Origin of the sequence: Kitasatospora sp. NPDC001261, from assembly GCF_042896795.1 — a bacterium.
Lineage (GTDB): Bacteria > Actinomycetota > Actinomycetes > Streptomycetales > Streptomycetaceae > Kitasatospora.
Map to the genome: position 1 here is coordinate 48,444 of NZ_JBIAXP010000036.1, position 22,258 is coordinate 70,701.

At 73.7% G+C, this 22,258-nt stretch carries 19 protein-coding genes; 11 read left to right on the top strand and 8 right to left on the bottom strand.

Annotation, left to right across the window (positions count from 1 at the left end; translation table 11 throughout):
* Positions 1–104 precede the first annotated feature (104 nt).
* Both ACFY4B_RS36695 and ACFY4B_RS36700 read left to right on the top strand, forming a co-directional pair.
* Positions 105–614, top strand: a complete 510-nt coding sequence (locus ACFY4B_RS36695) for a hypothetical protein (RefSeq protein ID WP_387975284.1) — start codon at positions 105–107, stop codon at positions 612–614.
* Positions 615–844: 230 nt separating this feature from the next.
* On the top strand, positions 845–1,294 hold the full coding sequence (locus ACFY4B_RS36700; protein ID WP_074006108.1) for a hypothetical protein: 450 nt from the start codon (positions 845–847) through the stop codon (positions 1,292–1,294).
* Between the two features lie 74 nt (positions 1,295–1,368).
* On the opposite strand, the gene ACFY4B_RS36705 is transcribed toward ACFY4B_RS36700, so the two are convergent.
* Positions 1,369–4,317, bottom strand: a complete 2,949-nt coding sequence (locus ACFY4B_RS36705) for a BTAD domain-containing putative transcriptional regulator (protein ID WP_387975287.1) — start codon at positions 4,315–4,317, stop codon at positions 1,369–1,371.
* Positions 4,318–4,625: 308 nt separating this feature from the next.
* On the opposite strand from ACFY4B_RS36705, the gene ACFY4B_RS36710 reads away from it, so the two are divergent.
* Entirely contained in the window at positions 4,626–5,279 is a 654-nt protein-coding gene (locus ACFY4B_RS36710) for a hypothetical protein (RefSeq protein ID WP_387975290.1), read from the top strand.
* Between the two features lie 32 nt (positions 5,280–5,311).
* Positions 5,312–5,899 carry an RICIN domain-containing protein gene (locus ACFY4B_RS36715; protein WP_387975293.1) on the top strand — a complete coding sequence of 196 codons (588 nt, stop codon included), beginning with the start codon at positions 5,312–5,314 and terminating at the stop codon, positions 5,897–5,899.
* 66 nt (positions 5,900–5,965) lie between these two features.
* Here ACFY4B_RS36715 and ACFY4B_RS36720 read toward each other — a convergent pair whose 3' ends face one another.
* Complete coding sequence (locus tag ACFY4B_RS36720) at positions 5,966–6,259, bottom strand: hypothetical protein (RefSeq protein ID WP_387821566.1); 294 nt, start codon at positions 6,257–6,259, stop codon at positions 5,966–5,968.
* A 335-nt stretch (positions 6,260–6,594) separates the two neighbouring features.
* Here ACFY4B_RS36720 and ACFY4B_RS36725 point away from each other — a divergent pair, with 335 nt between their 5' ends.
* The 7 genes from ACFY4B_RS36725 (at position 6,595) to ACFY4B_RS36755 (ending at position 18,463) form a co-directional block, all read left to right on the top strand.
* Positions 6,595–7,563, top strand: a complete 969-nt coding sequence (locus ACFY4B_RS36725) for a terpene synthase (RefSeq protein WP_375876106.1) — start codon at positions 6,595–6,597, stop codon at positions 7,561–7,563.
* A 1,469-nt stretch (positions 7,564–9,032) separates the two neighbouring features.
* Positions 9,033–11,573 carry a lantibiotic dehydratase gene (locus tag ACFY4B_RS36730; RefSeq protein ID WP_387975297.1) on the top strand — a complete coding sequence of 847 codons (2,541 nt, stop codon included), beginning with the start codon at positions 9,033–9,035 and terminating at the stop codon, positions 11,571–11,573.
* A 167-nt stretch (positions 11,574–11,740) separates the two neighbouring features.
* A complete protein-coding gene (locus tag ACFY4B_RS36735) occupies positions 11,741–14,419 on the top strand; it encodes a lantibiotic dehydratase (protein WP_387975300.1) in 2,679 nt (892 codons plus the stop codon).
* On the top strand, positions 14,323–15,660 hold the full coding sequence (locus ACFY4B_RS36740; RefSeq protein ID WP_234348177.1) for an MFS transporter: 1,338 nt from the start codon (positions 14,323–14,325) through the stop codon (positions 15,658–15,660). Before ACFY4B_RS36735 ends, ACFY4B_RS36740 begins: the two co-directional genes overlap by 97 nt.
* 21 nt (positions 15,661–15,681) lie before the next feature.
* Positions 15,682–16,800: a hypothetical protein gene (locus tag ACFY4B_RS36745; protein WP_380775450.1), complete on the top strand. Its 1,119-nt coding sequence runs from the start codon at positions 15,682–15,684 to the stop codon at positions 16,798–16,800.
* Positions 16,797–17,534 carry an HAD family hydrolase gene (locus tag ACFY4B_RS36750; RefSeq protein ID WP_387975304.1) on the top strand — a complete coding sequence of 246 codons (738 nt, stop codon included), beginning with the start codon at positions 16,797–16,799 and terminating at the stop codon, positions 17,532–17,534. The genes ACFY4B_RS36745 and ACFY4B_RS36750 overlap by 4 nt, the downstream gene beginning before the upstream one ends.
* Positions 17,531–18,463: a phosphotransferase family protein gene (locus ACFY4B_RS36755; RefSeq protein ID WP_049649242.1), complete on the top strand. Its 933-nt coding sequence runs from the start codon at positions 17,531–17,533 to the stop codon at positions 18,461–18,463. Before ACFY4B_RS36750 ends, ACFY4B_RS36755 begins: the two co-directional genes overlap by 4 nt.
* A 153-nt stretch (positions 18,464–18,616) precedes the next feature.
* Here ACFY4B_RS36755 and ACFY4B_RS36760 read toward each other — a convergent pair whose 3' ends face one another.
* From ACFY4B_RS36760 to ACFY4B_RS36785, 6 genes are all read right to left on the bottom strand, one after another.
* Complete coding sequence (locus tag ACFY4B_RS36760; protein WP_159028308.1) at positions 18,617–18,826, bottom strand: hypothetical protein; 210 nt, start codon at positions 18,824–18,826, stop codon at positions 18,617–18,619.
* Positions 18,827–19,206: 380 nt separating this feature from the next.
* Positions 19,207–19,809, bottom strand: a complete 603-nt coding sequence (locus ACFY4B_RS36765; protein ID WP_387975308.1) for a ClpP family protease — start codon at positions 19,807–19,809, stop codon at positions 19,207–19,209.
* A gap of 1 nt (position 19,810) precedes the next feature.
* The gene (locus ACFY4B_RS36770) at positions 19,811–20,449 is read right to left on the bottom strand and encodes an ATP-dependent Clp protease proteolytic subunit (protein WP_049649240.1); all 639 of its coding nucleotides are present in this window, start codon (positions 20,447–20,449) and stop codon (positions 19,811–19,813) included.
* 128 nt (positions 20,450–20,577) lie between these two features.
* The gene (locus ACFY4B_RS36775; RefSeq protein ID WP_387975311.1) at positions 20,578–20,997 is read right to left on the bottom strand and encodes a hypothetical protein; all 420 of its coding nucleotides are present in this window, start codon (positions 20,995–20,997) and stop codon (positions 20,578–20,580) included.
* Between the two features lie 48 nt (positions 20,998–21,045).
* The gene (locus ACFY4B_RS36780) at positions 21,046–21,318 is read right to left on the bottom strand and encodes a hypothetical protein (protein WP_387975314.1); all 273 of its coding nucleotides are present in this window, start codon (positions 21,316–21,318) and stop codon (positions 21,046–21,048) included.
* Positions 21,319–21,795: 477 nt separating this feature from the next.
* Positions 21,796–22,191, bottom strand: a complete 396-nt coding sequence (locus tag ACFY4B_RS36785; protein ID WP_387975317.1) for a hypothetical protein — start codon at positions 22,189–22,191, stop codon at positions 21,796–21,798.
* Positions 22,192–22,258 lie beyond the last annotated feature (67 nt).

Sequence of the window (22,258 nt, forward strand, 5' to 3'; positions counted from 1 at the left end):
GACCCCCTCCTCACGCGTACCGGGGAAAATCCGCCCCTTCACCGGCCACGCACCGCGCCGGAGCGCTACGTTGACGGCCGCCGACCATGGGGAGAACCGCTGACATGACCATCGACAGGGCCGCCCTCGACAGCGCGATGAAGGCGGTCGTCGCCGCCGCGCACGCCGACGACCCGGCCGCGCTGTACCAGGCCGTGATGCCGCCGGCGGGCACGGACACGCCCCCGGCCGAGGTCACCGCCTGGTTCGGGACGCTCCTCATCCACCTGGCGCTCTCCGCCGCGACCACCTCGAAGCTGGAGCGCGGCTGCCCCCGGGAGGCCGTCTCGGGGTGGATCGGGGAGACGCTGGGCCCGCCGCCCACCCCGGCGCTGCTGCGCGCCGCGGATCCCGGCCGCATCGACCATGCCGAAGCGGTGAGCGCCGCCGCGGACTACTCCCGGTGCCACGAGTACACCGTCGACCTGATCCGGCTGGGCCTGGCCGAGCCGAACGAGGCACCGGACGAGCGGGGCGTCGACGCCCACTGCGCGGCGACGAACGACAGCAGGACGCGGATCACCGTGATCGCGATGCTCGGCCGCCTCGTCCCCGTCCCCGGCGGGCGGGCCTGACGCCGCCGCTCCGGCAGCGCCGGGCCGCCGGGCCGGTCGAGTCCTCCGCGCCCGGGCGCCCGCCGGTGCCGGGGGAGGGCCGGAGCGGGACGACGAGGGGTCAGGGAGCGCGCTGATGCCCTGCCCCCGGCGGCGCGGCCACACGTTCGTATGCTTGCGCACGGGCGGTGGCGGCACCCCCGAACCCCGGACGGCGCCGCGCGCCGCGGACAGCGGAAAGGGGCGCGGGCATGCGGAAGCGGACGAGGCGTACGGCCTGGTCGCTCACCTACTTCCTGCTGGGCGGCGCGTGCCTGCTGATCGCCGTGGTGATGGCGACGGGCCTGGTGACGACGGGGGCCGCGCGCGGGCTGGGACCCCTGGTCCCGGTCCTGCTCCTCGGCATCCCGGGTGCGGTGCTGACGTTCCGCGCGCCGGTGTTCGGCGTCTCCTACGGGCCGGCCGGGGTGAAGTACTCCGGGCTGCTCGGAGCGCGCTCCTATGCGTGGGCGGACATCCGGGAGGTACGGGTGGCCGTCCTGGAGGGCAGGGTCTACACGTCCGACGTCCCGGAGCTGGTGCTGGCCTCCGGCGGGACGGACCCGCTGTACATGCTGGCGGGCCACAGCTCGGGCCGGACCAACAAGCGGGTCAAACGGCTGGTGGCCGAACTCGAGGCGGCGCGCGCGGCCGCGTCCTGACGCCGGTCGCCTCCACCGGCGGCACGCGGCACCGACATCTCCCGGCAAGGCCTCCCGACAGGTCCCGACGCCGGTCACGGCCGCGCGGGGTCGGTGGTGCCGTCGCCGCCCGGGCCGGCTGCCGGGACCGGGACCGGGGCCGGGCGGCGAGCGGCGTGCTCGTGCCCCGGAGACGGCGGTGTCGGCGGGGTGAAGCCGAGGGAGGTCAGCAGGCCGACCGCCGCGTCGCGGTAGTGGGCGGGCAGTTCGCGGTAGATGGCGAGGGCCTCCTCCCAGGAGCGCAGGGCGTCGGCGCCGCGGCCGAGCGCCTGCTGGGCGGCGGCCAGGGCGGTCAGGGAGTTGGCGCGCTGGTCGACGTATCCGGTGATGGTCCGGCCGACGGCCAGCGAGCGCTCCAGGTGGACCAGCGCCTCCTCGGGGCGGCCGGCGGCATAGCGGGCCATGCCGACGACGTTCAGGAGGCTGCACTCCGGGACGCCGCCCAGCTGGCGGATCTCCGGTGCGAGCAGCCGCTCGGCCAGGGCCTGTGCCTCCTCGGACCGGCCGAGCATCAGGAGGCTGCTGGCGAGGTTGGTCTCGCACAGCAGGACCGTCCACCGGGCGGCGCCCGGACCGTCCGCGGCCAGCAGGCGCAGGGCGCGTTCGAAGTGGTCGGCCGCCCCGGCGTAGTCCGCGCAGTTGAAGTGCGAGACGCCCAGGCTGGTCAGCACCAGTGCCTCGACGGCCCGGTCGCCGGCCGCGCGGACGAGTTCCAGGGCCTGCTCGTAGTGCCGGCGGGCCTGCGGCAGGTCGCCCGCGGAGCCCCAGGCGTGCCCCTGGTCGTTCAGGCTGAGGCCCAGGGCGAGCGGGTCGTCGAGCCGGCGGGCGGCGGTCACCGCGGTCCGGCTCACGGCCAGGCGTTCCGCGTGCGGCCCGGTCCGGTGCAGGTAGGGCCACAGCAGTGAGGGGAGCTTCCAGGCGACGTCGTCGTCCTCGTGCTCGAAGGCGTGGGCGGCGGTGGCCAGGAGGTTGGCCCGCTGCTCGTCGCACCACCGCAGCGCCTGGGCGGGGTCGGCGAAGGTGACGGTGCCCAGGCCCTGGGGCGGCGGTGGCAGCGCCACGTGGGGCCGCCCCGGCACCAGCGTCCGGGTGGCGGCGCAGGCGTGGTGGAGGCACCAGGCGTACCAGCGCTCCAGGCAGAGGCGGCGGGAGCGTCGGCTCTCCTGCCGCGTGCCCTGCTCGGCGGCGAACAGGCGCAGCAGGTCGTGGAAGCGGTAGCTGTCGGCGCGGTGCTCGGTGAGGAGGTGGACGTCGGCCAGCCGGCGCAGGATCCGCGCGCCGCTCCCGCGCTCCAGGCCGCCGAGCACCTCGGCGACCGGCGCCGACAGGTCGACGGCGGGGCTCGTCGCGAGCAGCCCCAGCAGGCGCCGGGCGGGCCCGTCGAGCGCGCGGTAGGAGAAGGAGAAGGCCGTGCGCAGGCAGGCGGACCGGTCGTCGCCGTCCGCGCTGAGGACGTCGAGCCGGTTGCCGGCGAGTTCGGCGGCGAAGTCCGTGAGGTCGTGGTGCGGGCGGTCGCGCAGCCGGGCGGCGGCGAGCGCGACGGCCAGCGGGAGGTGGCCGCAGGCGTCGAGCAGCCGGGCGACGGCCTGCTCCCGGGCCTCGACGCGTTCGGCCCCGAGCACCCGGCGCACCAGGGTGCGGCCCTCGTCCGGGCTGAACTCCGCCAGCTCGATCCGCTGGGCGCCCTCCCGTACGACGAGGCCGGTGAGCCGCTCACGGCTGGTCACGAGGACCGCGCAGCCCCCGGCGCCGGGCAGCAGCGGACGGACCTGCGCGGCGTCCAGGGCGTTGTCCAGGACGATCAGGACCCGCCGGCCGGCCAGCGTGGACCGGTAGAGCGCCGCCGTCTCGTCGAGCCGGGCGGGGACGTCCTCGGCCGGCACGCCCAGGGCGCGCAGGAAGGAGCCCAGGACGGCGTGGGGGTGCTGCGGGCCGGTGGACGACCAGCCGTGCAGGTCGGTGAAGAGCTGGCCGTCGGGGAAGCGGTCCCGGGTGCGGTGGGCCCAGCGCAGCGCCAGGGCCGACTTGCCGGCCCCGGGGGCACCGGTGACGAGCGCGATGGCCCCGGGGGCCGGGGCACGGCCGCCCGGCCCCCCGGGGCCGACCAGGTGGCGTCCGATGGCGCGAAGCTGAGCCTCGCGGCCGACGAAGGCGGGTGACTCCCAGGGGAGTTGGGCGGGACGCGGCAGGGGCCGCTGTACCGCGGCGGCCGGCCGCCTCGATGCGGCGGGCTCGCGGGGCGGGGCCGGGTTCGGCGCGCCGGAGCCCAGCAACTCCTGCTGGAGGCAGCGGAGTTCGGGCGACGGGTCGAGGCCCAGCTCCCGCGCGAGGTCGGCCGCGTACCGCCGGTACGCGGCCAGGCCCTCCGCCCGGCGCCCGCTGCGGAGCAGGGCGGTCAGCAGGTGCCGCACCAGGCCGTCGCGCAGGGGAGTGGCCCCGACCAGGCCGATGAGCTCCGGGACGATCCGCTCGTGCCGGCCGGCCGCCAGTTCCAGCTCGAAGAGCCGCTCCAGGGTGGCCATCCGCTGCTCCTCCAGGCCCGCGGCGATGGTGGCGAGGGCGCGGCCCGGCAGGCCGTCCAGGGCCGGGCCGCGCCACAGGTCCAGGGCCTCGCGCAGCAGGGGCGCGCCGTCGGCGCCCGCACGGGCGGCGGCGTCGACCCGGGCGGTGAACTCCCGCGCGTCGACGCGGACCCCGTCCGCGGCGAGGAGGTAGCCCGGCCCGTCGGTACGGATCGGTGAAGGGCGCCGCGGGCCGGGCGAGAGCGCGCGGCGCAGCAGCCCGACCATGTTCCGGACCTGGCGGTCGGCGGTGGCGGGCGGGCACTCGTCCCACACCGCGTCGACGATCCGGGGCACGGACACTGTCCGGCCGACGTGGGCCACCAGCACGGCCAGGAGCGCCTGTTGGAGCCGGCCGCCGACGGCGAGCGGGCCGGAGTCCCGGGCCCGCACCTCCAGCGCCCCCAGGATCCTGAACTCCACCCCATGGCCTCCGGCGATCGAACGGTGCCGTGCGTCGTCCTACGCCCCGAGCCCCCGTGACGGGTGCGGCAGGGCCATCCTCGCCCGGGCGCGGCGGCGTGTCCATGGCGCCCTGGACGCGGCGCTGCGCTCCGGGGCGCCCTCCCGCAGCGTGATGGGGTCGTGAGGAATTCATGACGGCCTTGCGCAGGATCGTCACCGGGCCGGACGGCATCCCCCACGACGGACCGCCCCACCGCCCGCACCCGCACCGGCACGGTTCCGGCCGCAGGGGTGCGGCCCATCCACCAGAGCACGGAGGAGAACAGATGACCCTCGTCCACCGGCCTCGCCGACGGACGGCGACGGCCGCGGCCGCCGCCACGATCATCATGACCCTGCTGGAGATCGGGGGCATCGGGGCCGGCACCGCCCACGCCGGCGCCCGCCCGCCGACGACGAGCTGCAACCCCGCCGTGGACCAGACCTGGCTGGAGGTGACGTCCCTCCAGGTCGACCCCGTCGTCACCGACTTCCTCGCCGTCCACGTCGCCCCGGGAACCACCGGCCAGCGCACCGAGACCCTGAGCCGGGTGGACTCCGTCACCACCGTCGTCAACCGCAGTACCGAGATCAGCGCCTCGGCGAGCGTGCTCTTCGTCAAGATCGAGGCCAAGGTCGGCTTCTCCGTCCAGAAGACCACCTCGACCACCACCAGCACCACCGTCTCGACCACCTGGAACCTCAACCAGCCCGGCTACTACGGCCTCTACCGCGGCACCCGCCGGGTCCAGGGCGAGTACGCCAAGTTCGTCTGCGCCCAGACCGGCCCGACCACCGGCGTGTGGATCAACGCCTTCCCGGACGGCGGCGGAGGGAGCTTCACCACCTACGAGCTGCCGGAGATCGGCAGCGTCAACTGCGCCCAGACCGAACCGGCCGGCACCCTGCGCCGCACCGCCCAGATCCGGCTCTCCTGCTGACCCGCCCACCCCACACCACGACGGAGGAACCCATGACGAACCCGCTACGGCGCCGGACGACGGGCGCCCTGCGCACGCTCGGCGCCGGCATCCTGGCCGCGCTGGCCGGCGGCACGCTGCTCGCCGCTCCCGCGTCCGCCGACACCCCGCCGAAGTTCGGTTGGTCCGACTGGAACGGCTGGAGCTGCTCGGGGTACTACCGGATCAACACCCCGGCCGGGCAGGTCCTCGACATGAGCCAGGGCGGCACCTTCTTCGACGGAGCGCTCATCCAGTACCCCTGGAACGGCCAGCGCAACCAGCAGTGGGGCCTGTGCCGGTGGCCGGGCGCCCCCGAGGACACCAGCAGCTACGTGCTGCGCAACCGGCAGAACGGCGACTGCATCGGCAGCTACGACGGCGGGAGCGTGGACGCCTCCTGGATCAGCGTGTTCGACTGCTCGGGCTACATCGGCCCCAACCAGAAGTTCTGGAAGACCGTGGACCCGGCCTCCGGCGCCTTCGTCCTCAAGCTGCAGCACTCCGGCAACTGGCTCGCGGTCGCGGAGGCCGCCAACGCCAACTCCATCGTGGCCCAGTACTCCTACCGGGCGACGGCCTTCACCCTGCAGCAGCTCTGAACCCGTGACCCCCCGCCGGCCCGCCGGCCGGTCCGGGCCCGGCGGGCGGCCACGGGGGCGGGGGAGTCAGGGGACGTAGACGCTCCGGGCGCCGGTGGCGCTCTCGTCGTCACCGGCGCTGATACGGCCGAGCTCCTCTCCGTCGCAGTCCGGCCCCGAGTAGAGGGTCACGGCCGTGTCGGTGTTGTTGTCGACGATGCTGGAGTCCTCCAGGGGGTAGCAGCCGGAGGGGTCCGTGTAGACCTCCGCGTTGTTGAGGTAGAGGTTTCCGGTGGCCGCGGCGGCCGGGCCGACGGGCAGGACCAGGGCGGCAGCGGCCATCAACGGGACGCCGAGGGCGGCGCGGCAGGTGATTCTCATACCATGTGCATATCCAGTTCGGGCCGGTGCCGTGGCCGGGACGGGCAGGCGTCGCCCCTGGAGGGCGGGCCCGATGGGCCGAATGCCGGACACCCCGCGCCGCCGGCGGCCTCGTACCCGGCGATACCGAGGCCGGTCGGCCGGACGTCCACGGCGGTCACGACGCGGCACGCAACTCAACCCGTAGGGGTGGCTCCGGCACGATCGGGGCCCGGAGCGGGAGACTGCCGATCATGGGGGTCCTTGCACAGCCGCGATTCCACATGCCGTTCCGGTCCAGGCTCAACCCGCACGTTGATCAGGCCCGCGCACACGCCAGGGAGTGGGCCGGGCGGATGGGCATGTTCGACGAGGAGTACCTGGAGTGGCCGGAGCGATGGAGCGAGGACGCGTTCGGCCGGGCGGACTTCCCGCTGTTCGTCGCCCTGACCCACCCGGACGCCGGCGCCCACGAGTTGGAGCTCGTCACGGACTGGCACGTCGCCTTGTGGTTCGTCGACGATCTGTTCCTGCCGCTCGTCCGGCGCGACCACGACCGGGCGTCGGCCGAGGCCCGGGCGGAACGGCTGATGCGGTTCCTGCCGCTGGACGGCCTCCCACGGCCGCTCGTCCCGGACAATCCGGTGGAGCGGGCCTTCGCCGACCTGTGGTCCGGCACGGCCGCGACCATGACCCTGCCCTGGCGCGACCGGTTCGTCGGCAGCGTGCGGCGCTTCCTGGACGGAGTGCTGTGGGAACTCGACCACGTCGACCACGCCGTGACCGACCTGATCGAGTACCTCGGGGCCCGCCGCGACTTCGGCGGCCTGCAGTTCACCGCCGTGCTGATGGAACACGCGGTCGGCGAGCTCCCGCGGCACGTCCACGGCCGCCGCGAGTTCCGCACCGCCCTGGACGCGTTCGTGGACGGCGTCAGCCTGCACAACGACATCGTGTCCTACGACCGGGAGGCCGCCGAGGGCACGGTCGGCAACAACGGTGTGGAGGTGACCCGCAAGGTCCTCGGAACCGACCGGCGCGGCGCCGAAGACATCGTCAACGCCCTGCTGACCGCCAGGGTGCACACCCTCGCCGGGGCCCCCGGGACCGTACCCCCCGACGCGGTGGAATTCGTCGGAGCCCTGCAGGAGGCACTGGCCGGTTCCTACCGGTGGCACGAGCTGACCGGCCGCTTCGGCCGAACGGCCTTCGGAGCCCTCGCGAAGCCCCGCGGGCTGGGCACCTCGGCGGCCTACGCCTTCCGGCCCGCGTCCTCGGCCGGGCCCCGGTCGACGTCGCCGTCGTCGCCGGCCGCGATCCCGTAGTCCTCGCCTACCGGTGGTCCTGCTGTCCCGCCGGCACCGTCGCCGTCTTGCCGGGCGCCCGCGGGCCCAGGAGCTCGCGAGCGCCCGGCAAGAGGGCGGGAAGACCACACGACCCTTCGGACGCGCGTCGGGTCGAGGCCGTGACCCGTGATCGACAAGGTCGTTGGTGATCCTCAGGGCAGGACGGGGGCCACATCCGTGAAGGCCGTCGCAAAGGCGTGCCCCCTTCGCCGGCTGTCCGGTCGAACGCGCACCGGGCCACTTCCAGGGAGGTACAAGCATGTTTCCACCACGCGCTGCCACCGGCCCGGTTCGGACCCCTGTGGGGCTGCGAGGCCGAGGCCGCCGTCCTGGCCCTCTGCGACGACCTCGCCGCGGCACTGACCGGCCCGGTCGCCCCCGCCGCGGCCGCGCGTATCGGCGCCCTGTGCGACCAGGTCGGCCTCCGGGCGGCCGAACCGCAGTCCCACTCCGTCCCCTCCCCGCTCGACGCGCCCACCCCCTGCTGAACCGCCGGTCGTCCCCGTACGCCCACGACGTACGCCCGTGACCCGGGTATCCGAACACCCACCCGCGCCCGCCCCGTCCCCGCGAGCAGCCGTCGGCCACGAGCAGGCAGCAGCACCTCCGCAGGAACCCGGACGAACGACCGCACCGTCCCCCGACACCGCACGCCGGCCCCGACCCCGCCCACGTTCCCGCCCCTGCTCGCCCGTCCCGGAGAACTCGACGTCACCGCACCCGAGTCGGCGCGCACGCTGGAGCACGCCGGGCGGTTGGTGTGCGACTTCCACGACGGGATCGACGAGGGCCCGGCCCGCCACGACGGGCCCGATCCCGCGCTCCTCGCCGAGCTGTCCGCCCCGTCCACGGAAGGGCCGAACGATGCGCGGCAGTTGATGTCACTGCACCCCCGGCAGCGACCGGCGGGTCCGGCGCGGGCATCGTCCCGTAGGGCGGGCAGGGACTCCTCGAGGCGGCGCCGGCGGCGTTCGGGCCTGGCGGCAGGCGGGGCAGCCGACGGCTGTCCTCGGCCGGGGGCCGCAGACTCACGGTCCGCGGCCGGGCGAGCACCGTCGCACGGTCGGGCGCGGCCCGGAACAGCGTCAGCGGAACGGCGAGCAGGGCGAACCCGCGTCGGCGACTGCCGCGTTCGCTGCTGGAGCTCACCGACGCCGCCACGCAACCCGTCCACGAAGCGGACGAGATGTTCGCGGCCATCGGCGCGCTCCAGGGCGCCCGCCCGGGGCCTCGAGCCCCGGCGGCGATCATGCGCGAAATAATCTTGGAAGGACACCGTCAAGCCGGGTACGATCCGCCGAGTACGAATCCGGGGGACTACACGGAGCTATCGGCTCGAGGTTCTTCTGCCGGGACAGGTGGCAGTGTGCCCGAAGCACGGGTGCCACATCCTGACCGGCGGCGACCAGAGGTCCGGTTGGCACGCCGTGCGTAATGGGGGATGAGTCATGGCTGAAACCTGGACCGCGATGAGCCATGGGCTTCTCCGGCAGGCCGGCTTCGCACTGGACACACTGGATCCGTTGGCGCACGACCTCAGCGCCGAGCTGTCGGCGGCGCGAGCCGCGACGGACCACGCGGCCGAACTGGCCGACCAACTGGCGAAGATGATCCGCCAGGGTGACGTCGACGGCCGGCAGCGAGCGTTGTCCCGGCTCGGGCTGTTACGCGACCTCGCCGAAGAGGACGCCGCCGGGCTGCCGGCCGAGTTCGCCGAGCCACTGACGGGATATCAGGATGCGCTGCGGGGCCTGAAGAACAGTGTTTCCGCACTAGAGCAGCGGTACGCGGCAGCGCTGGAGGGGTCCCGGCGGTACGTCGCCCGGCTGTTCCGCGAGGACACCGCGCTTCGGCAGGTGCTTCTGCTCTCCAACGAGGCCCACTACCCGCGTTTCGCGTCCTGGCTGGACCGGGACGGCGCGCTGTCCGACCGGACCGGCCGCCGGATGACCGACCTGCTCACGATGTACCTGCAGCGGGTCGCTTCGAAGAACGAGACCACCTCCCACTTCGGGCCGGTGAGTGTGGGCTCCCTCACGCTCGAAGCGGGCGATCGGGACACGGCGGACGGTCTCACCTGGACGGATGGCCCGATCGAGCGCGTCGCCTTCTTCAGCCACTGGGCGGCGGAGCGCCTCGCGGAGACCTTCAGCGCCGACCCGCGGCTGCGCGGCCGGGTCCGGCCCCGCCTGCGACCGCTGGCCTTCCGGGACGGCGACCGGATCGACCTGTTCGCCTTCCGCACCCGGACCGGCATGCCCGGCGACTGGCGATTCGTGGTGGTGGGCAGCTCCGCCGTGGACGAGGCGGCCGACTGGCTGTGGTGCCACTGCGACGCCCGGCGCACCGTCGACGAACTCCACCGGGAATGGGCGGCGGGCACCGGACGCCCGGGCGCCGAACTGGACGAGGCGCTGAGCCGGGCCGAGGCGGACGGTTGGCTGGTGACGGCGGCGGAGATCCCGATCGGCGCCGTCAGGCCGCTCGACACGCTCAGTGAGCTGGTGGCAGAGGCGGACGGCGACGCCGGTGACCTCCACGCGGCCCTGGAACGCTTCGACCGCTTCCTCGCGGAGTTCCCGCTCGCCGCGGCGGCTGATCGGGCCGCGCTCCTCGCCTCGCTCAAGTCCGACTTCGAGGCGCTGACCGGTGGGGCCGCCGAGCGCCCCGGCGGCACCCACTACGCGGACCGGTCCCTCTTCTACGAGGAGGCGCACGGACCCCAGCGTGACCTGGTCGTCGGCCCGGGCCTCACCGACTTCGTCACCGGCGAGCTGACGCCCGTGTACGGGCTCGTCCTGCTCGCCCCGCGTCTGCGGATGCGGCGGGAGCGCGCGATCCTGACGCGGTGGGCACAGGACCGCTTCGGTATCGGTGTGGACGTCCCGTTGCACCACTTCTACCAGGCGTTCTTCGCCGACCGTCCGGAGCTGGAAGCCGCCTGCGCCGAGGTGGACGACGAGATCGCCGCCGTGGAGCGCGAGCTCAGGAAGGTCCTGCTCCCGGACACGGGCGAGGGCGCGGACCGGCGCGAGGTGCAGGTCGACCGAACGCGCCTCGAGGAGCTGATCGCCCGGCACTCGGGCGATGTGCCGGCCCTGTGCAGCCCCGACGTGATGCTCGCCGCCCGGGACGTCCGGGCCCTGGCCGATGGGGACTTCACGGCTGTGGTCGGGGACTGCCACGCCCTGCGTGACCCGCTCACCCACTCCAGTCTCGCCCCGTTGCTGGCCGCCCGCGCCGACGGCATCGTGGCCGAGGCCCAGCAGCGGTACGAGGAACTGCTGGATCCCGACGAGATCATCGTCGACCTGGCGCGTGCCCACCTCGACAAGACCGGTGCCCAACTGACCTACCCCTGCCCGGACGTCGAGGTGCACGGGCGGTCCGGCAAACCGCGCGACCAGGTCGTCCAGCCCGCACAACTGTCGGTGACGGTGGCGCCCGAGCACCTCGAGCTGCGAGCCCGGGGGGTGTCCGGCCGGCTGCGGCTCAAGTCCCCCTTCGCCGGTGGTCCGGGCATCCGCCACGATCCGCTTTCGGTGTTCGCCTTCCCCCGCCACTTCGGTGGAATCGGCATCCGCACCGACGACCTGGCGCACGTTCCCCGCATTCGCTGCGGCCGGGTGGTCCTGAGGCGTGAGAGCTGGCGGGTGCCCGTCTCCGACCTGCGCCCGTGGTCGCCCGGCGGCCACGCGGTGGCCGCGGACACGGCGGCGCACCTGGGGGCCGTACGGCTGCGCGAGCGGCTCGGGCTGCCCCGGTACTGCTTCGTGAAGATCCCCGGCGAGCCCAAGCCGGTCTTCCTGGACTGGGAGGCGCCCCTGCTGGTGCGCCAGCTCGTCCGGCTCGTCAAGGGCGCCGAGGGGGCGCTGGAATTCAGCGAGATGCTGCCCGGGCCCGACGGGCTCTGGCTGGAGGTGGACGGCCGCCGCCACACCAGCGAGCTGCGCTGCACGGTCTTCTCCCGGACGGACGCGCCCGCGTAGCCCGGCCGTTCCCCGAGCGCGGGCTGACGCACCCGCCGGCCCGCCCCTCCACCCCCTCCACGCGCGCCCGCGCCTGCCCTCGCCCGCCTGTCGGCAGGGCCCTCGGCAGGCCGCGGTGCCCAGCCCGTACGGGCTCCCACCCTCCCACGAGCCGAGAGGTTCTCTTGATGGCGACCACGGACAGCCCGAGCCCGCCGGCCCGGTACTCCCGTTCCCCCCTCGCGTCGGGCCGACCCCGGTGGTCACTGGCGCCCACCGCGCTCGTCCGCCAGGCCGGCTTCCCGCTCGAACTGCTCTCCGGTCTGGTCGACGAGGGCGCCGACGCCGAGGCACGCGCCCTGTTCGACCGGTACGCCGCACTGCTGGAGGCCGCGGCCGCGGCGAAGGAGGAGCTGAAGCGGCCCCCGGTGGCCGCCGACGAGGCCCTCAGCAGGGCCGTCGGCGACGCGATCGGCAACGCGATCGGCATGCTGCGGCCGCTGACCGAGCCGGACCTGGCCGCGGCCACGCGCGAACTGGGCCCACGGAGCGGTCCGTTGGCCGGTTTCCAGAACCAGGTCACGGAACTGCGGCGGGCCTGCCGGGAGTTCGCCGAGAGTCACGCGCAGCGGATGTGGGAGGGGCGACTGGCCGTCGCCGAGGTCTTCGCCGACGAACGGCTCCGGGACGTCCTGCTGCTGTCGAACGACGCCGCCGCACCCCAGTTCCTGGCCTGGCTGGACGCCTTCGACCCGACGGTGACCGGTCGTCGGCGCGCCCACGCACAGAAGATGACCGACCTGCTCACGATGTACCTCCAGCGAGTCACCACGAAGAACGAGACCCACTCGCACTTCGGACCTCTGAACGTCGCCCGGGTCGCAGGCGGGGGGACACTCGACTGGACCGACGGATCCGCCGTCCTGCGCCGCGCCTACGTCAGCCACTGGGCGGCGGCCCGGCTGGCCAGGAAGCTCGGCGAGGACCCCGCCCTGCGCACGCTCGTCCGGCCCCGCCGGCTGCCGTTCGCCTTCCTCGACCAGGGCGACGGCGCTCACACAGGCGTCGACCTCTACTCGTGCGGCGTGGAGTCGGCCCCGGGTGTCGACTGGCGCTTCGACCGGATCGGACGCGTCGCCGTCGGTCCGGCCCAGGACTGGCTGCTGCGCCGACTCGACGGCGTCCGGACGCTGGAGGAACTGGCCGCTGAGTGGCACAACAGGTTCGGGGCCACCACCGACGGGGACGGCGACGACGGCCCCGGGTTCGACGAGGCGCTCGCCGACCTCGCCGACCGCGGCCTGGCCACCGCCTGGCCGGAGGTACCCGTCGGGGACCCCCGGCCGCTCGCCGCACTGCGCGCGCAGCTCGTCGCCGCCGACGCCGGCGACCACCCCGCGATGGCGTGGACGGCCGAGCTGGAAGCCGCCGTCGCCGCCTTCGCCCAGGCCCCGTACCCCGAACGGCCGACCGCGCTCGCCGCTCTGAAAGCCCGCTTCGAGGAGCTCACGGCCGGCCCGGCGAACCGCTTCGGAGGCCACCACTACGCCGACCGCAGCGTGGTGTGGGAGGAGGCCCACGGCGAGCTCGACGACCTGAGGATCGGCTCGGAACTCGCCGAGGTCCTCAGCGAGGAGCTGGCGTTCGTCTACGAGATCGCGCTCGCGGCCCCCCGCCTGCGGCTGCGCCTGGAGACCGACATCCTCACCCGCTGGTTCCGCGACCGTTTCGGCCCGGACCGCCCCGTCCCGCTGGCCGACTTCTACCGCGCGTTCGTCGAGGACCGCGAGCAACTCGCCCTGCGCTGCTCCGACGTGACGACGGAGGTGGACCGGCTGCGGGCCACCGTGGCCCGGCAACTGCTCGGCACGGCCGACCCGGCGGCCCGCGAGATCGTCGTGCCCGACGAGCGGATCGATGAACTCAGGGCCGTTCTCCCCCAGGGGCCCGCCGCCTTCTGCAACCCGGACGTGCTGCTCGCCGCGAGCGGGCCGCAGGCCCTGGCCGCAGGAGAGTTCCAGGTCGTCGTCGGAGAACTGCACGCGGGCCGGGACCTGCTGACCCACAGCAGCCTCTCGGTCCAAGCCGTCGAGCGCGCGCCCCGACTGACCGAGGAGATCGAAGCGCGGTACCGGACCCTCCTGGCCGAGGACGAGATCCTCGTGGACGTGCTGCGCGGCCACCAGGACAAGACCGCCTGCCAGCAATCCTTCCCGGGCCCGGACCTGGAGATCCTGGGCCGCTCGCCGAAGGACCGCGCCGATGTCCTGCACCCCTCGGACCTCCACCTGCTCCTGAACGGCCCCCGGCTGGAGCTACGCACCCAAGGACGACCGGAAAGGATCCGGCTGCTCGCACCCCCCGCCGGCGGCTACACCCTCATGGACGACCCGCTGGCGCCCTTCGCGTTCCCGCGCCTGCACGGCGGCAACGGCCTCGACCTCGGCGAGCTCCCGCACGTTCCGCGCATCCGCCACCGGCGCACCGTCCTGCAGCGCGAACTCTGGCGGATCCCCGCCTCGGAGCTGCGCGGGTGGTCGCCCACCGGCAGTCCGGTGAAGGCCGACGACGCGGCCGAGTACCTCACCGCCTGCCGGCTGCGCGCCCGGTACGGGTGGCCACGCCGAGTGTTCGCGAAGCTGCCCGGCCAGCCCAAGCCCGTCTACGTGGACTGGGACGCCCCTCTGATCGTCCGGCAGTTCTTCCGGCTGGTGCGCGGGGTCGAGGGAACGGTCGTGATCTCCGAGCTGCTGCCGTCCACCGAGCAGCGCTGGCTGCGGGTGAACGGAGCGTCGTACACGAGCGAGCTGCGCTACGCCGTGTTCGCCCCGAACGACGGCGGAGCAGCCGACGGACAGCCGGCATGACCCGGACCGCGGGTTCCGAGACCGCCTACCGCAGGCTGCTCACGGCCTCGACCATATCCGCGCTGGGCGACGGCGTCCGGTTCTCGGCCCTGCCGCTGTTGGCCGCGGCCCTGCTCGACTCCCCTTTCGCGGTCAGCCTGGTCACCGCCTCCTCCACCCTGCCCTGGCTGTTGCTCAGCCTCCCGATCGGCGCCCTGGCGGACCGGTGCGACCGGCGTGCGCTGATGGTCGCCGCCGACCTCCTGCGGGCCGGCGCGCTCGCCATCGCCGTGGTCCTGCTGCTGAACGACGCACTGCACCTGTGGTCCCTGGTGGCCGTCGCGTCGGTGCTCGGCATCGGTGAGGTCCTCTTCGACTGCGCCTCGTTCGCCGTGCTGCCCGCACTGGTGACGGCCGAGCGCCTGCCCTCCGCGAACGGGCGGTTGTTCACCTCCCAGACGCTGAGCCGCGACATGGTCGGGCACGTCCTCGGCGGCTGGCTCTTCGGGATCGGCCAGTTCGTGCCGCTGTTGGTGAACACCGTCTCGTTCCTGCTGTCGGCCGGCTTCCTCAGCGCTCTGCCGGCCAGCCGGTCGAGCCGTCCCGACACCCCCCGCAAGCTGCTCCAGGAGATCGCCGAAGGCATCGCCTTCGTCGCCCGCGACCGCCTGATGCGGGCGCTCACGCTCGCGGCGGGACTCGTCAACGCCGTCTACCTCGGGCAGATCGCGATCTTCGTCCTGCTGATCCGGGAGACCTTGCACGTCCCCGCGTCCAGCTACGGCCTGTTCGTCGCCGCCTCCGCGCTCGGAGGGGTGCTGGGCGGCGCGGTCGCGGACCGGGTCACCCGTCGGCTGGGACGCGCCCGCGCGCTCGCCGCCGCCCTCGCGGTGGTCGCCGCCTGCGGCCCCGTCATCGCCGCCACCACCAGCCCATGGGTCGTCGGCGCCGCCAACCTCGCCTCCGGCGCCGCCATCATGGTCTGGAACGTCGTGGCCGTCTCCGTACGCCAATCCCTGGTGCCCGAGCAGATGTTGGGGCGCTCCATCGGCGTCTACCGGCTCTTCGCCTGGGGCACGATGCCGCTCGGCGCCGCCCTCTACGGTCTGCTCGCCGACCTCTGGGGCACGCGCGCCGCGTTCCTCGCCGGCAGCCTCCTGGCGGTGGCGGCCCTGCTGCTGGTCGTCCCCGCCCTGCTGTCCGAGGCCCGGCTCGCCAGGGCCGATCCGGCCGTGCCCGCCGTCGACCAACCGAAGTCATAGCCCTGCGATGAAGGGACAGTCGTGATTGCTGTAGAGAATGAGGCCGCCCTGGTCGGCATGGCGGTGTTCCGTGCCGCCGCCGAGGTGCGCAACCGGACCGTCGTCACCGCGGGCGGGGAGCGCCACCCGGTCTCGCCGGTGTCGGGCGGGTTCGTCGCACTGCGTCCGCGCGGATTCGAGCAGGACCTGACCGCGTCGCTCGGTGCCCTCGGCTGGGGGCGCCCGGTGGCCTTCGTCGGGGACCAGTGGGGGCTGGCAGGGTTCGCCGCCGCGGCCACCGAGTCCGCCCTGCTGGAGGCGCCGTCCGGGGCCGCCCGGACGGGAGTGTCCTTCGTGATGCCCGACGCGTTCCTCGCCCGCAGGAAGTCGGCCATCGAGCGTCGGCTGGAACGATGTCGCACGAAGCCGCGGGGTGCCGTCCAGACCGTCCACGCGGTCGGGGTAGGCCCCTGGACCGTCGCCGACCCCGCAGAGGCCGTCCGGGCGCTCGAAGGCGTCGAGGACATCGTCATGTCGGACTGGACGCACGCCAACACCTTCCCGCTGCTGCCCGACCACGACCGGCTGACCGCACACGTCCTGCCGTACGAGTTCGGCGACTTCGACGCCAACATCCACCACGTCGACGACGCGTTGCGCGGCCTCCACGAGAAGGGGGTCGACCGGGTCGGCCTGCTCATCGAGGGGAATCCGGACACCTACGACGTCCTGGACGGCCTTCCCGTCACCAACCGGGAGATCAGGGTCACCCCCGGTGTGCCGATCGGCCTGCTCGCCGCCTCCCACAACGCGGATCGCTTCCGCACCGACCCGTTCGCGCGCTCCTTCGCCTACTTCTCGGGCCTGCACAGTCGGCACAAGCTCCCCGCCGAGCAGTTCCTCGGCGAGCTCACCTGCTACCTCGCCGCCGGAATCACCTGCGTGCTGGTCGAGATGTACAAGGGCGACGTCGAACTCGCCCTGCGCGCCGCCCGGCTGAGCGGACGTCCGGCCACCGCCGTGCTGATGAGCGACTACTTCTCCGGCTCGGAGAACACCCTCGTCCTGAACCGGCCCGACGCCGAGGCCGCCCATCACGCCGCCGAGGCCACCCGAGGCGGCCTGTGCACCATGCTCATCACCGACGAGGAACTGCGATGACCTCCGCGCCGACCCCCGGCCCCGCCCTGCCCGCCGTCCTCTTCGACGCCGCCGACACCCTCGTCGAGCTCGTGCCCGCGATACCCGAGCTGCTCTCCACCGCCTGGCTCGGCCGGGACGGGGCCCCCGACACCACCGCCGTCCGCCAGGCGCTGTGGGCCATCGGCTCCGAAGGCGACTGGCCCGACGACGAACCCGACCCCGAGCGACGACTCGCCATGTGGAGCCGGTTCTGCCGCGAGGCGCTGCGCAGGGCCGGGGGCAACGCCTCGGCCGAGGCGGCCGAGCACGCGGCCCGGCACATCCTCGACCCGGCCCGGTACCGTGCCTACCCCGACGCCGTACCGTGCCTGCGGGCCCTGCGCGCGGCCGGCCACCCGCTCGCCCTGGTCTCCAACTTCGACCGGTGGCTGCGCGACATCCTCGACGGCACCGGCCTCACGGGGCTCTTCGACACCGTCGTCATCAGCAGCGAGGTCGGGTTGGAGAAGCCCGGACCGGAGATCTTCGTCCTCGCCTGCGAACGGCTCGGCCGTCCACCGGGGGAGTGCGTCTTCGTCGGCGACTCGGTCGTCATCGACGTCGAGGGAGCCCAGAGGGCGGGTCTGCATCCAGTCCTGCTCGACCGCTACGCTCGCTTCCCCGGCTTCACGGGCCCCCGCGTCACCACCCTGGACGGCTTCGCGGCCCTGGCCACCCATCTCCCGATCCCCGCCGGAAGGACCGCCCAGTGACGACAGACCCCCGACACGGCGAGCCGGACACCCACGAGCTGGACACCCACGAGGTGGCCGTCCGGGTGGCCCGGGAACGCGGGATCGAACTGCGCGGCCTCGCCGGGGAGGGCGTGGACTTCGCCGTCTACCGCGCCCACTGCGCCACCCACGGCGAGGTCGCCCTGCGCGTTCCCCGGCACCGGGTCTACTCCGCGCCCTACGGGCGGGTGGAGGCCGGTGACCTCGTCCGCCAGGAGCACGAGATCGCCGGGCTCCTCGCCCGCCAGGGCCTGCCCACCGCCCCCGCGCTCGAACTGATCACCATGGCGGACGGCCTCGTCGTCTCCCTCGCGGGCTACGTGCGGCACGACGGGCTGACGGTTTCCCCGAAGGAGGTCGGTGCGTTCCTGGCGGCCCTCCACCGGGTGGAGCCACCGTCGATCGAACTCGCCTACCAGGAGCCCGGGGACTTCCCGTCCTTCCTCACCACGCGGCTGGTGACCCGTCACGCGACCCTGCGCGGGTTCGCCCCCGACCTGCCCGAGCTGCCCCATCCCGACGGGATGCGCGCGGTGCTCGAAGCCGAGGAGGGCGAGCCGCGCCTGCTGCACCTGGACGTCCGTCGGCAGAACCTGCTCGGCAGCGGGGGGCGGCTCACCGCCGTCGTCGACTGGTCCAACGCCCTGGTCGGCCCGGTCCTGATGGAGCTGGCCAGGGTCGCCGAGTACGCCAGGCTGGCGGACAACGGCATCGACGCGGACGGCATCCTGGCCGGCTACGCGGACTCGGCCGAGCTGCCCGACCTGTACTCCAGGGCCGCCCTCCTGCACCGGCTCGACACCGTCGTGATGCTGGCGCTGGTCTTCCACTCGGTGGCCCCCGACCCGGCCCGCGCGGCCGATCTGACCGCCCGCGCCCGCCACCTGCTGGAGCGCCTCCGAGGCTGAACCGCCACACGGCCGGCGTCCGACACCGGACACCTTGATCATCCTGTGGGACTGCACCGGCGACCCGAACGAGAAGTTCCAGCTCATCGCCGTACAGGCCTGACCGTAACTCCGGATCAAGAGTGGTGGGGTGACCGTGGCCGGATGCCACGGTCACCCTTCCGGTTTCAGCCGGTTCGGCCGATTCGGCCGTGAGCGGCCCGTGGAACGCGCCGTCGCCCCACCGTCGGCGGCGAGGTACCGCGCGGACGTGAGGTCCCGGGGGATGCCGGATTCGTTGGCGCTGGTGCCAATGGTGATGGCCAAGCCCTTCTGGTTCGTGGCACGGCTGTACATGGCGGTCAGCGGGCTGAGGACCAGCACGACCGGTGCGTTGCGGTCGAGGACGGCCTTCCCGCCACGGATCGTGGGCGGTGCCGGTGACCGCGATCGTCCAAGTCCGGGTGCCCCCGTCGGATCGTCGCGCGCAGCCGAGGCAGACGCGCGTGTCGGGCGATGCGACTGCTGCGGGCAGGTGTCACTGCGGCGGCCTGCGAGTCTTGCCGTCACCATGCACTGCGGTGGTGCTGCTCGTACGCCGTCGGGCGTCGCCAACAGCGGCGTTGGCGCTGTCCGCCGGTTCACGGCATCCGGTCGGAGCCGCAGCCGCCGGTACGGCGGGCTCCGCCTGGTGGCCTGGCCTCCGCTTAAGTACGGCGGCGGTGCGTACGACCGCCGCCGTACCCGACGTACCCGCCGCGGGTTCAGCCGAACAGCTGCCGCCGGCTCAGCACCTCGTCGGCGATCCCGTAGGCGACGGCCTCCTCGGCGGTGAGCACCTTGTCCCGGTCCATGTCCGCGCGCAGCGTCGCCACCTCGTGGCGGGTGTGCCGGGCCAGGACCTCCTCCACCTGCGAGCGGATCCGGACCATCTCCTTGGCCGCGAGGCTGAGGTCGGACACCGTCCCCTGCCGGCCGCCGCTGGCCGGCTGACCGAGCAGTACCCGCGCGTGCTGGAGCACGAAGCGCCGTCCCGGGTCCCCGCCGGCCAGCAGCACCGCCGCCGTCGAGGCCGCCTGGCCGACGCAGAACGTGGAGACCGGAGTCTGCACGAACGTCATGGTGTCGTAGATTGCCATCAGTGAAGTGAACGATCCACCGGGCGAGTTGAGGTAGATCGAGATCTCGCGTTCCGGGTTCTCCGACTCCAGGTGCAGGAGCTGCGCGATGACCACGTTGGCGACGCCGTCGTCGATCTCGGTGCCGAGGAAGACGATCCGCTCGTTCAGCAGCCGACTGAAGACGTCGTAGGACCGCTCGCCCTGCGCGGTGCGCTGGACGACGTAGGGAACCGCGTACGAGCCCATGTCACAGCCCCATCCGTCGGCGGGAGGAGGCCGGACGGATGTCGGCGACCGACTCCACCACCCGGTCCACGATCCCGTACTCCCTGGCCTGTTCGGCGGTGAACCAGCGGTCCCGGTCGCCGTCGCGCGCGATCGTCTCCTCGCTCTGCCCGGTGTGCTCGGCGGTGATCCGCTCGATGGCCCGCTTGGTGAACTGGAGGTTCTCCGCCTGGATCTCGATATCCGCGGCGGTGCCGCCGATGCCGGCCGAGGGCTGGTGCATCATGATCCGCGCGTTCGGCAGCGCGAACCGCTTGCCGGGCGAGCCCACGGCGAGCAGGAACTGGCCCATGCTGGCGGCGAACCCCATCGCCAGCGTGGAGACGTCGTTCGGGATGAGCCGCATGGTGTCGTAGACGGCGAGCCCCGCGCTGACCGACCCGCCGGGGCTGTTGATGTACAGGCCGATGTCGGAGCGCGGGTCCTCCGCCGATAGCAGCAACAGCTGTGCGCACACCCGGTTCGCCGACACGTCGTCGACCTGGGTGCCGAGGAGGACGATCCGCTGGGCGAGCAGCTGCGCCGCGAGGTGGTCGTCGAAAGGGCTGGGCGGGGTGTCGCCCTCCCCCGCGCGGGGCGGGGGCGTGGTGAGTGGAGCCATCTGCTCTCCCTGGTCGGGGCGGAGTTGCCGTCCACTCCACTGTCGACCCGCGAGCGCTCCCCGATGCCGTCCTTCTGCCCGCCGCAGATTCGCCACGGGCAGAGCCGGGAGCCGGGCCCCGGCCCGCGTCAGCGCGGGTAGGTGCGGAACCTCGCCTTGCGCAGGCGGTACCACCGGGCGACCGGATCGCCCGGCCAGTCGTCCGATCCGTCCTCAGCTCCGTCCTCGTCGAAGCCCTCGGGCACCGCGCGGGCCATCGCGTCGCGCGCCTTGAGCAGGAGGTCCCGGCCTTCCCACCAGGGCTCGGCGTCCCCGCCTCCCGGCAGTCCGTCCGGTCCCGCCACCAGTTCCGCACCGGCTTCCAGCGCCTCGGCCAGCCTGGCCAGGCTGTCGCGCAGCACGGCCGCGATCTCCCGCGGATCCGGATCGTCCAGCCCGCGGTAGGAACAGTGGTGATCCATCGCGTAGGAGAACACCTGGACGGCGTCGGCCAGTTCGCGGACGGCGTGGTCGCCGACGGGGCGGTCCAGCTCGGAGGTGTCGTTCATGGCGCCCTTCGCTCCCGGCCTGCGCTCAGCCCGAAGGCTACCGACGCACTACCCCGAAGGCACCGGGGTTTCCGGCCGGTGCACCGGCACCGGCAACCCGGCGCGCGCCGCCCCTCGGCCCGGCAGGCCCGGGAGTCGCTCCAGGGCGATCCCGACGTCGCCGCGGTACGCGGCGAGGCTCCGCTCGGTGCGCCCGCCGTCCGCGGTGAGCAGTGTGCAGGACATCGAGCGGGTGAAGGGGGAGTCCGGTACGGCGGCCTGCCACCAGCAGGTCGGGCCGAAGTCGGCTGGGCCGATCAGGAAACCAACGGCCGCTGGCACGACGGACCCCCGTTCTGAACCGCCAGGTCGGCCTGCCTGGTGGCCAGGCGAGTGGGCCGACCCCGTCGGCTACGCGCAGGTGTCACGTATATCGGCACACTGAGTCCTGCCGCGGACCGGACGGTTCCGTGGCTCTATCAGCGCTCTGGACTGCAGCCCGGGCAGATGTTGTCGTCGTTGAACTCAAAGTGCACGTCGCTCGGCTGTAGATGGTTGGACCTGCAGACAGTGCACAGGTCCCCGCCGCAGTTTCCGCAGCCCACGTAGCGGCCGCCGGCGTACTCGTAACGCCGCTTCTCAATCCATGGGGCATCACATGTCATACCGGGTCTCCCTTCAGCGAGATCATCTCCGTTCGCCTCGGGTCAACGAGTGCACCCACACGATGGTTGCAGGAGGCAGGACGTACAGCCGCCGAGGGTTCTCCGCGCCTGCGGCAGGCCTTGAGGGTGGCCGGGACGGCCGGCGGCAGGCCACTCAGCGGCTCCCACTCGCCGCCGACAGCTCCGTCCACCCGCACACCCGCCCGCGGCTGCCGAGCGGATGCCAGATGGGTGCGGACGGTCCGCGCTGGACCAGGTCCTCGATCCGGGCGGCGACGGCCGGGACAGCGGCCGGCATCTCGGCGACGGCCGGGTTCTCCTCGGCGGCCAGCCGCAGGTCCGCCACCGCCGAGCGCACCCCGGGGGCCGCCATGCCGACCAGGACCACCAGCAGCCACGGGAAGGAGCGCCGGCGCCGCTCCCACGCCCGGCCCCGGCCGTCCGGACCCGATCGCTCCCACAGTCGGGCCCCGGCCGCCGGCTGCGCCGCGGTTTCCTCGGTGCCGACCCCGGGGCGGTGCCGTTCGACGCCGGCGCCTGGCGGATCCACTGGACCTGAACCTGGGCCTGGGGCCCGGGCACCGGCGCTGGCCGCCCCGAGCACGACGGCCAGGGGA

Coding starts and splice junctions, on each gene's coding strand:
- ACFY4B_RS36695 (WP_387975284.1), top strand. CDS start 105: ATGACCATCGACAGGGCCGCCCTCGACAGCGCGATGAAGGCGGTCGTC.
- ACFY4B_RS36700 (WP_074006108.1), top strand. CDS start 845: ATGCGGAAGCGGACGAGGCGTACGGCCTGGTCGCTCACCTACTTCCTG.
- ACFY4B_RS36710 (WP_387975290.1), top strand. CDS start 4,626: ATGACCCTCGTCCACCGGCCTCGCCGACGGACGGCGACGGCCGCGGCC.
- ACFY4B_RS36715 (WP_387975293.1), top strand. CDS start 5,312: ATGACGAACCCGCTACGGCGCCGGACGACGGGCGCCCTGCGCACGCTC.
- ACFY4B_RS36720 (WP_387821566.1), bottom strand. CDS start 6,259: ATGAGAATCACCTGCCGCGCCGCCCTCGGCGTCCCGTTGATGGCCGCT.
- ACFY4B_RS36725 (WP_375876106.1), top strand. CDS start 6,595: ATGGGCATGTTCGACGAGGAGTACCTGGAGTGGCCGGAGCGATGGAGC.
- ACFY4B_RS36730 (WP_387975297.1), top strand. CDS start 9,033: ATGGCTGAAACCTGGACCGCGATGAGCCATGGGCTTCTCCGGCAGGCC.
- ACFY4B_RS36735 (WP_387975300.1), top strand. CDS start 11,741: ATGGCGACCACGGACAGCCCGAGCCCGCCGGCCCGGTACTCCCGTTCC.
- ACFY4B_RS36750 (WP_387975304.1), top strand. CDS start 16,797: ATGACCTCCGCGCCGACCCCCGGCCCCGCCCTGCCCGCCGTCCTCTTC.
- ACFY4B_RS36765 (WP_387975308.1), bottom strand. CDS start 19,809: ATGGGCTCGTACGCGGTTCCCTACGTCGTCCAGCGCACCGCGCAGGGC.
- ACFY4B_RS36770 (WP_049649240.1), bottom strand. CDS start 20,449: ATGGCTCCACTCACCACGCCCCCGCCCCGCGCGGGGGAGGGCGACACC.
- ACFY4B_RS36775 (WP_387975311.1), bottom strand. CDS start 20,997: ATGAACGACACCTCCGAGCTGGACCGCCCCGTCGGCGACCACGCCGTC.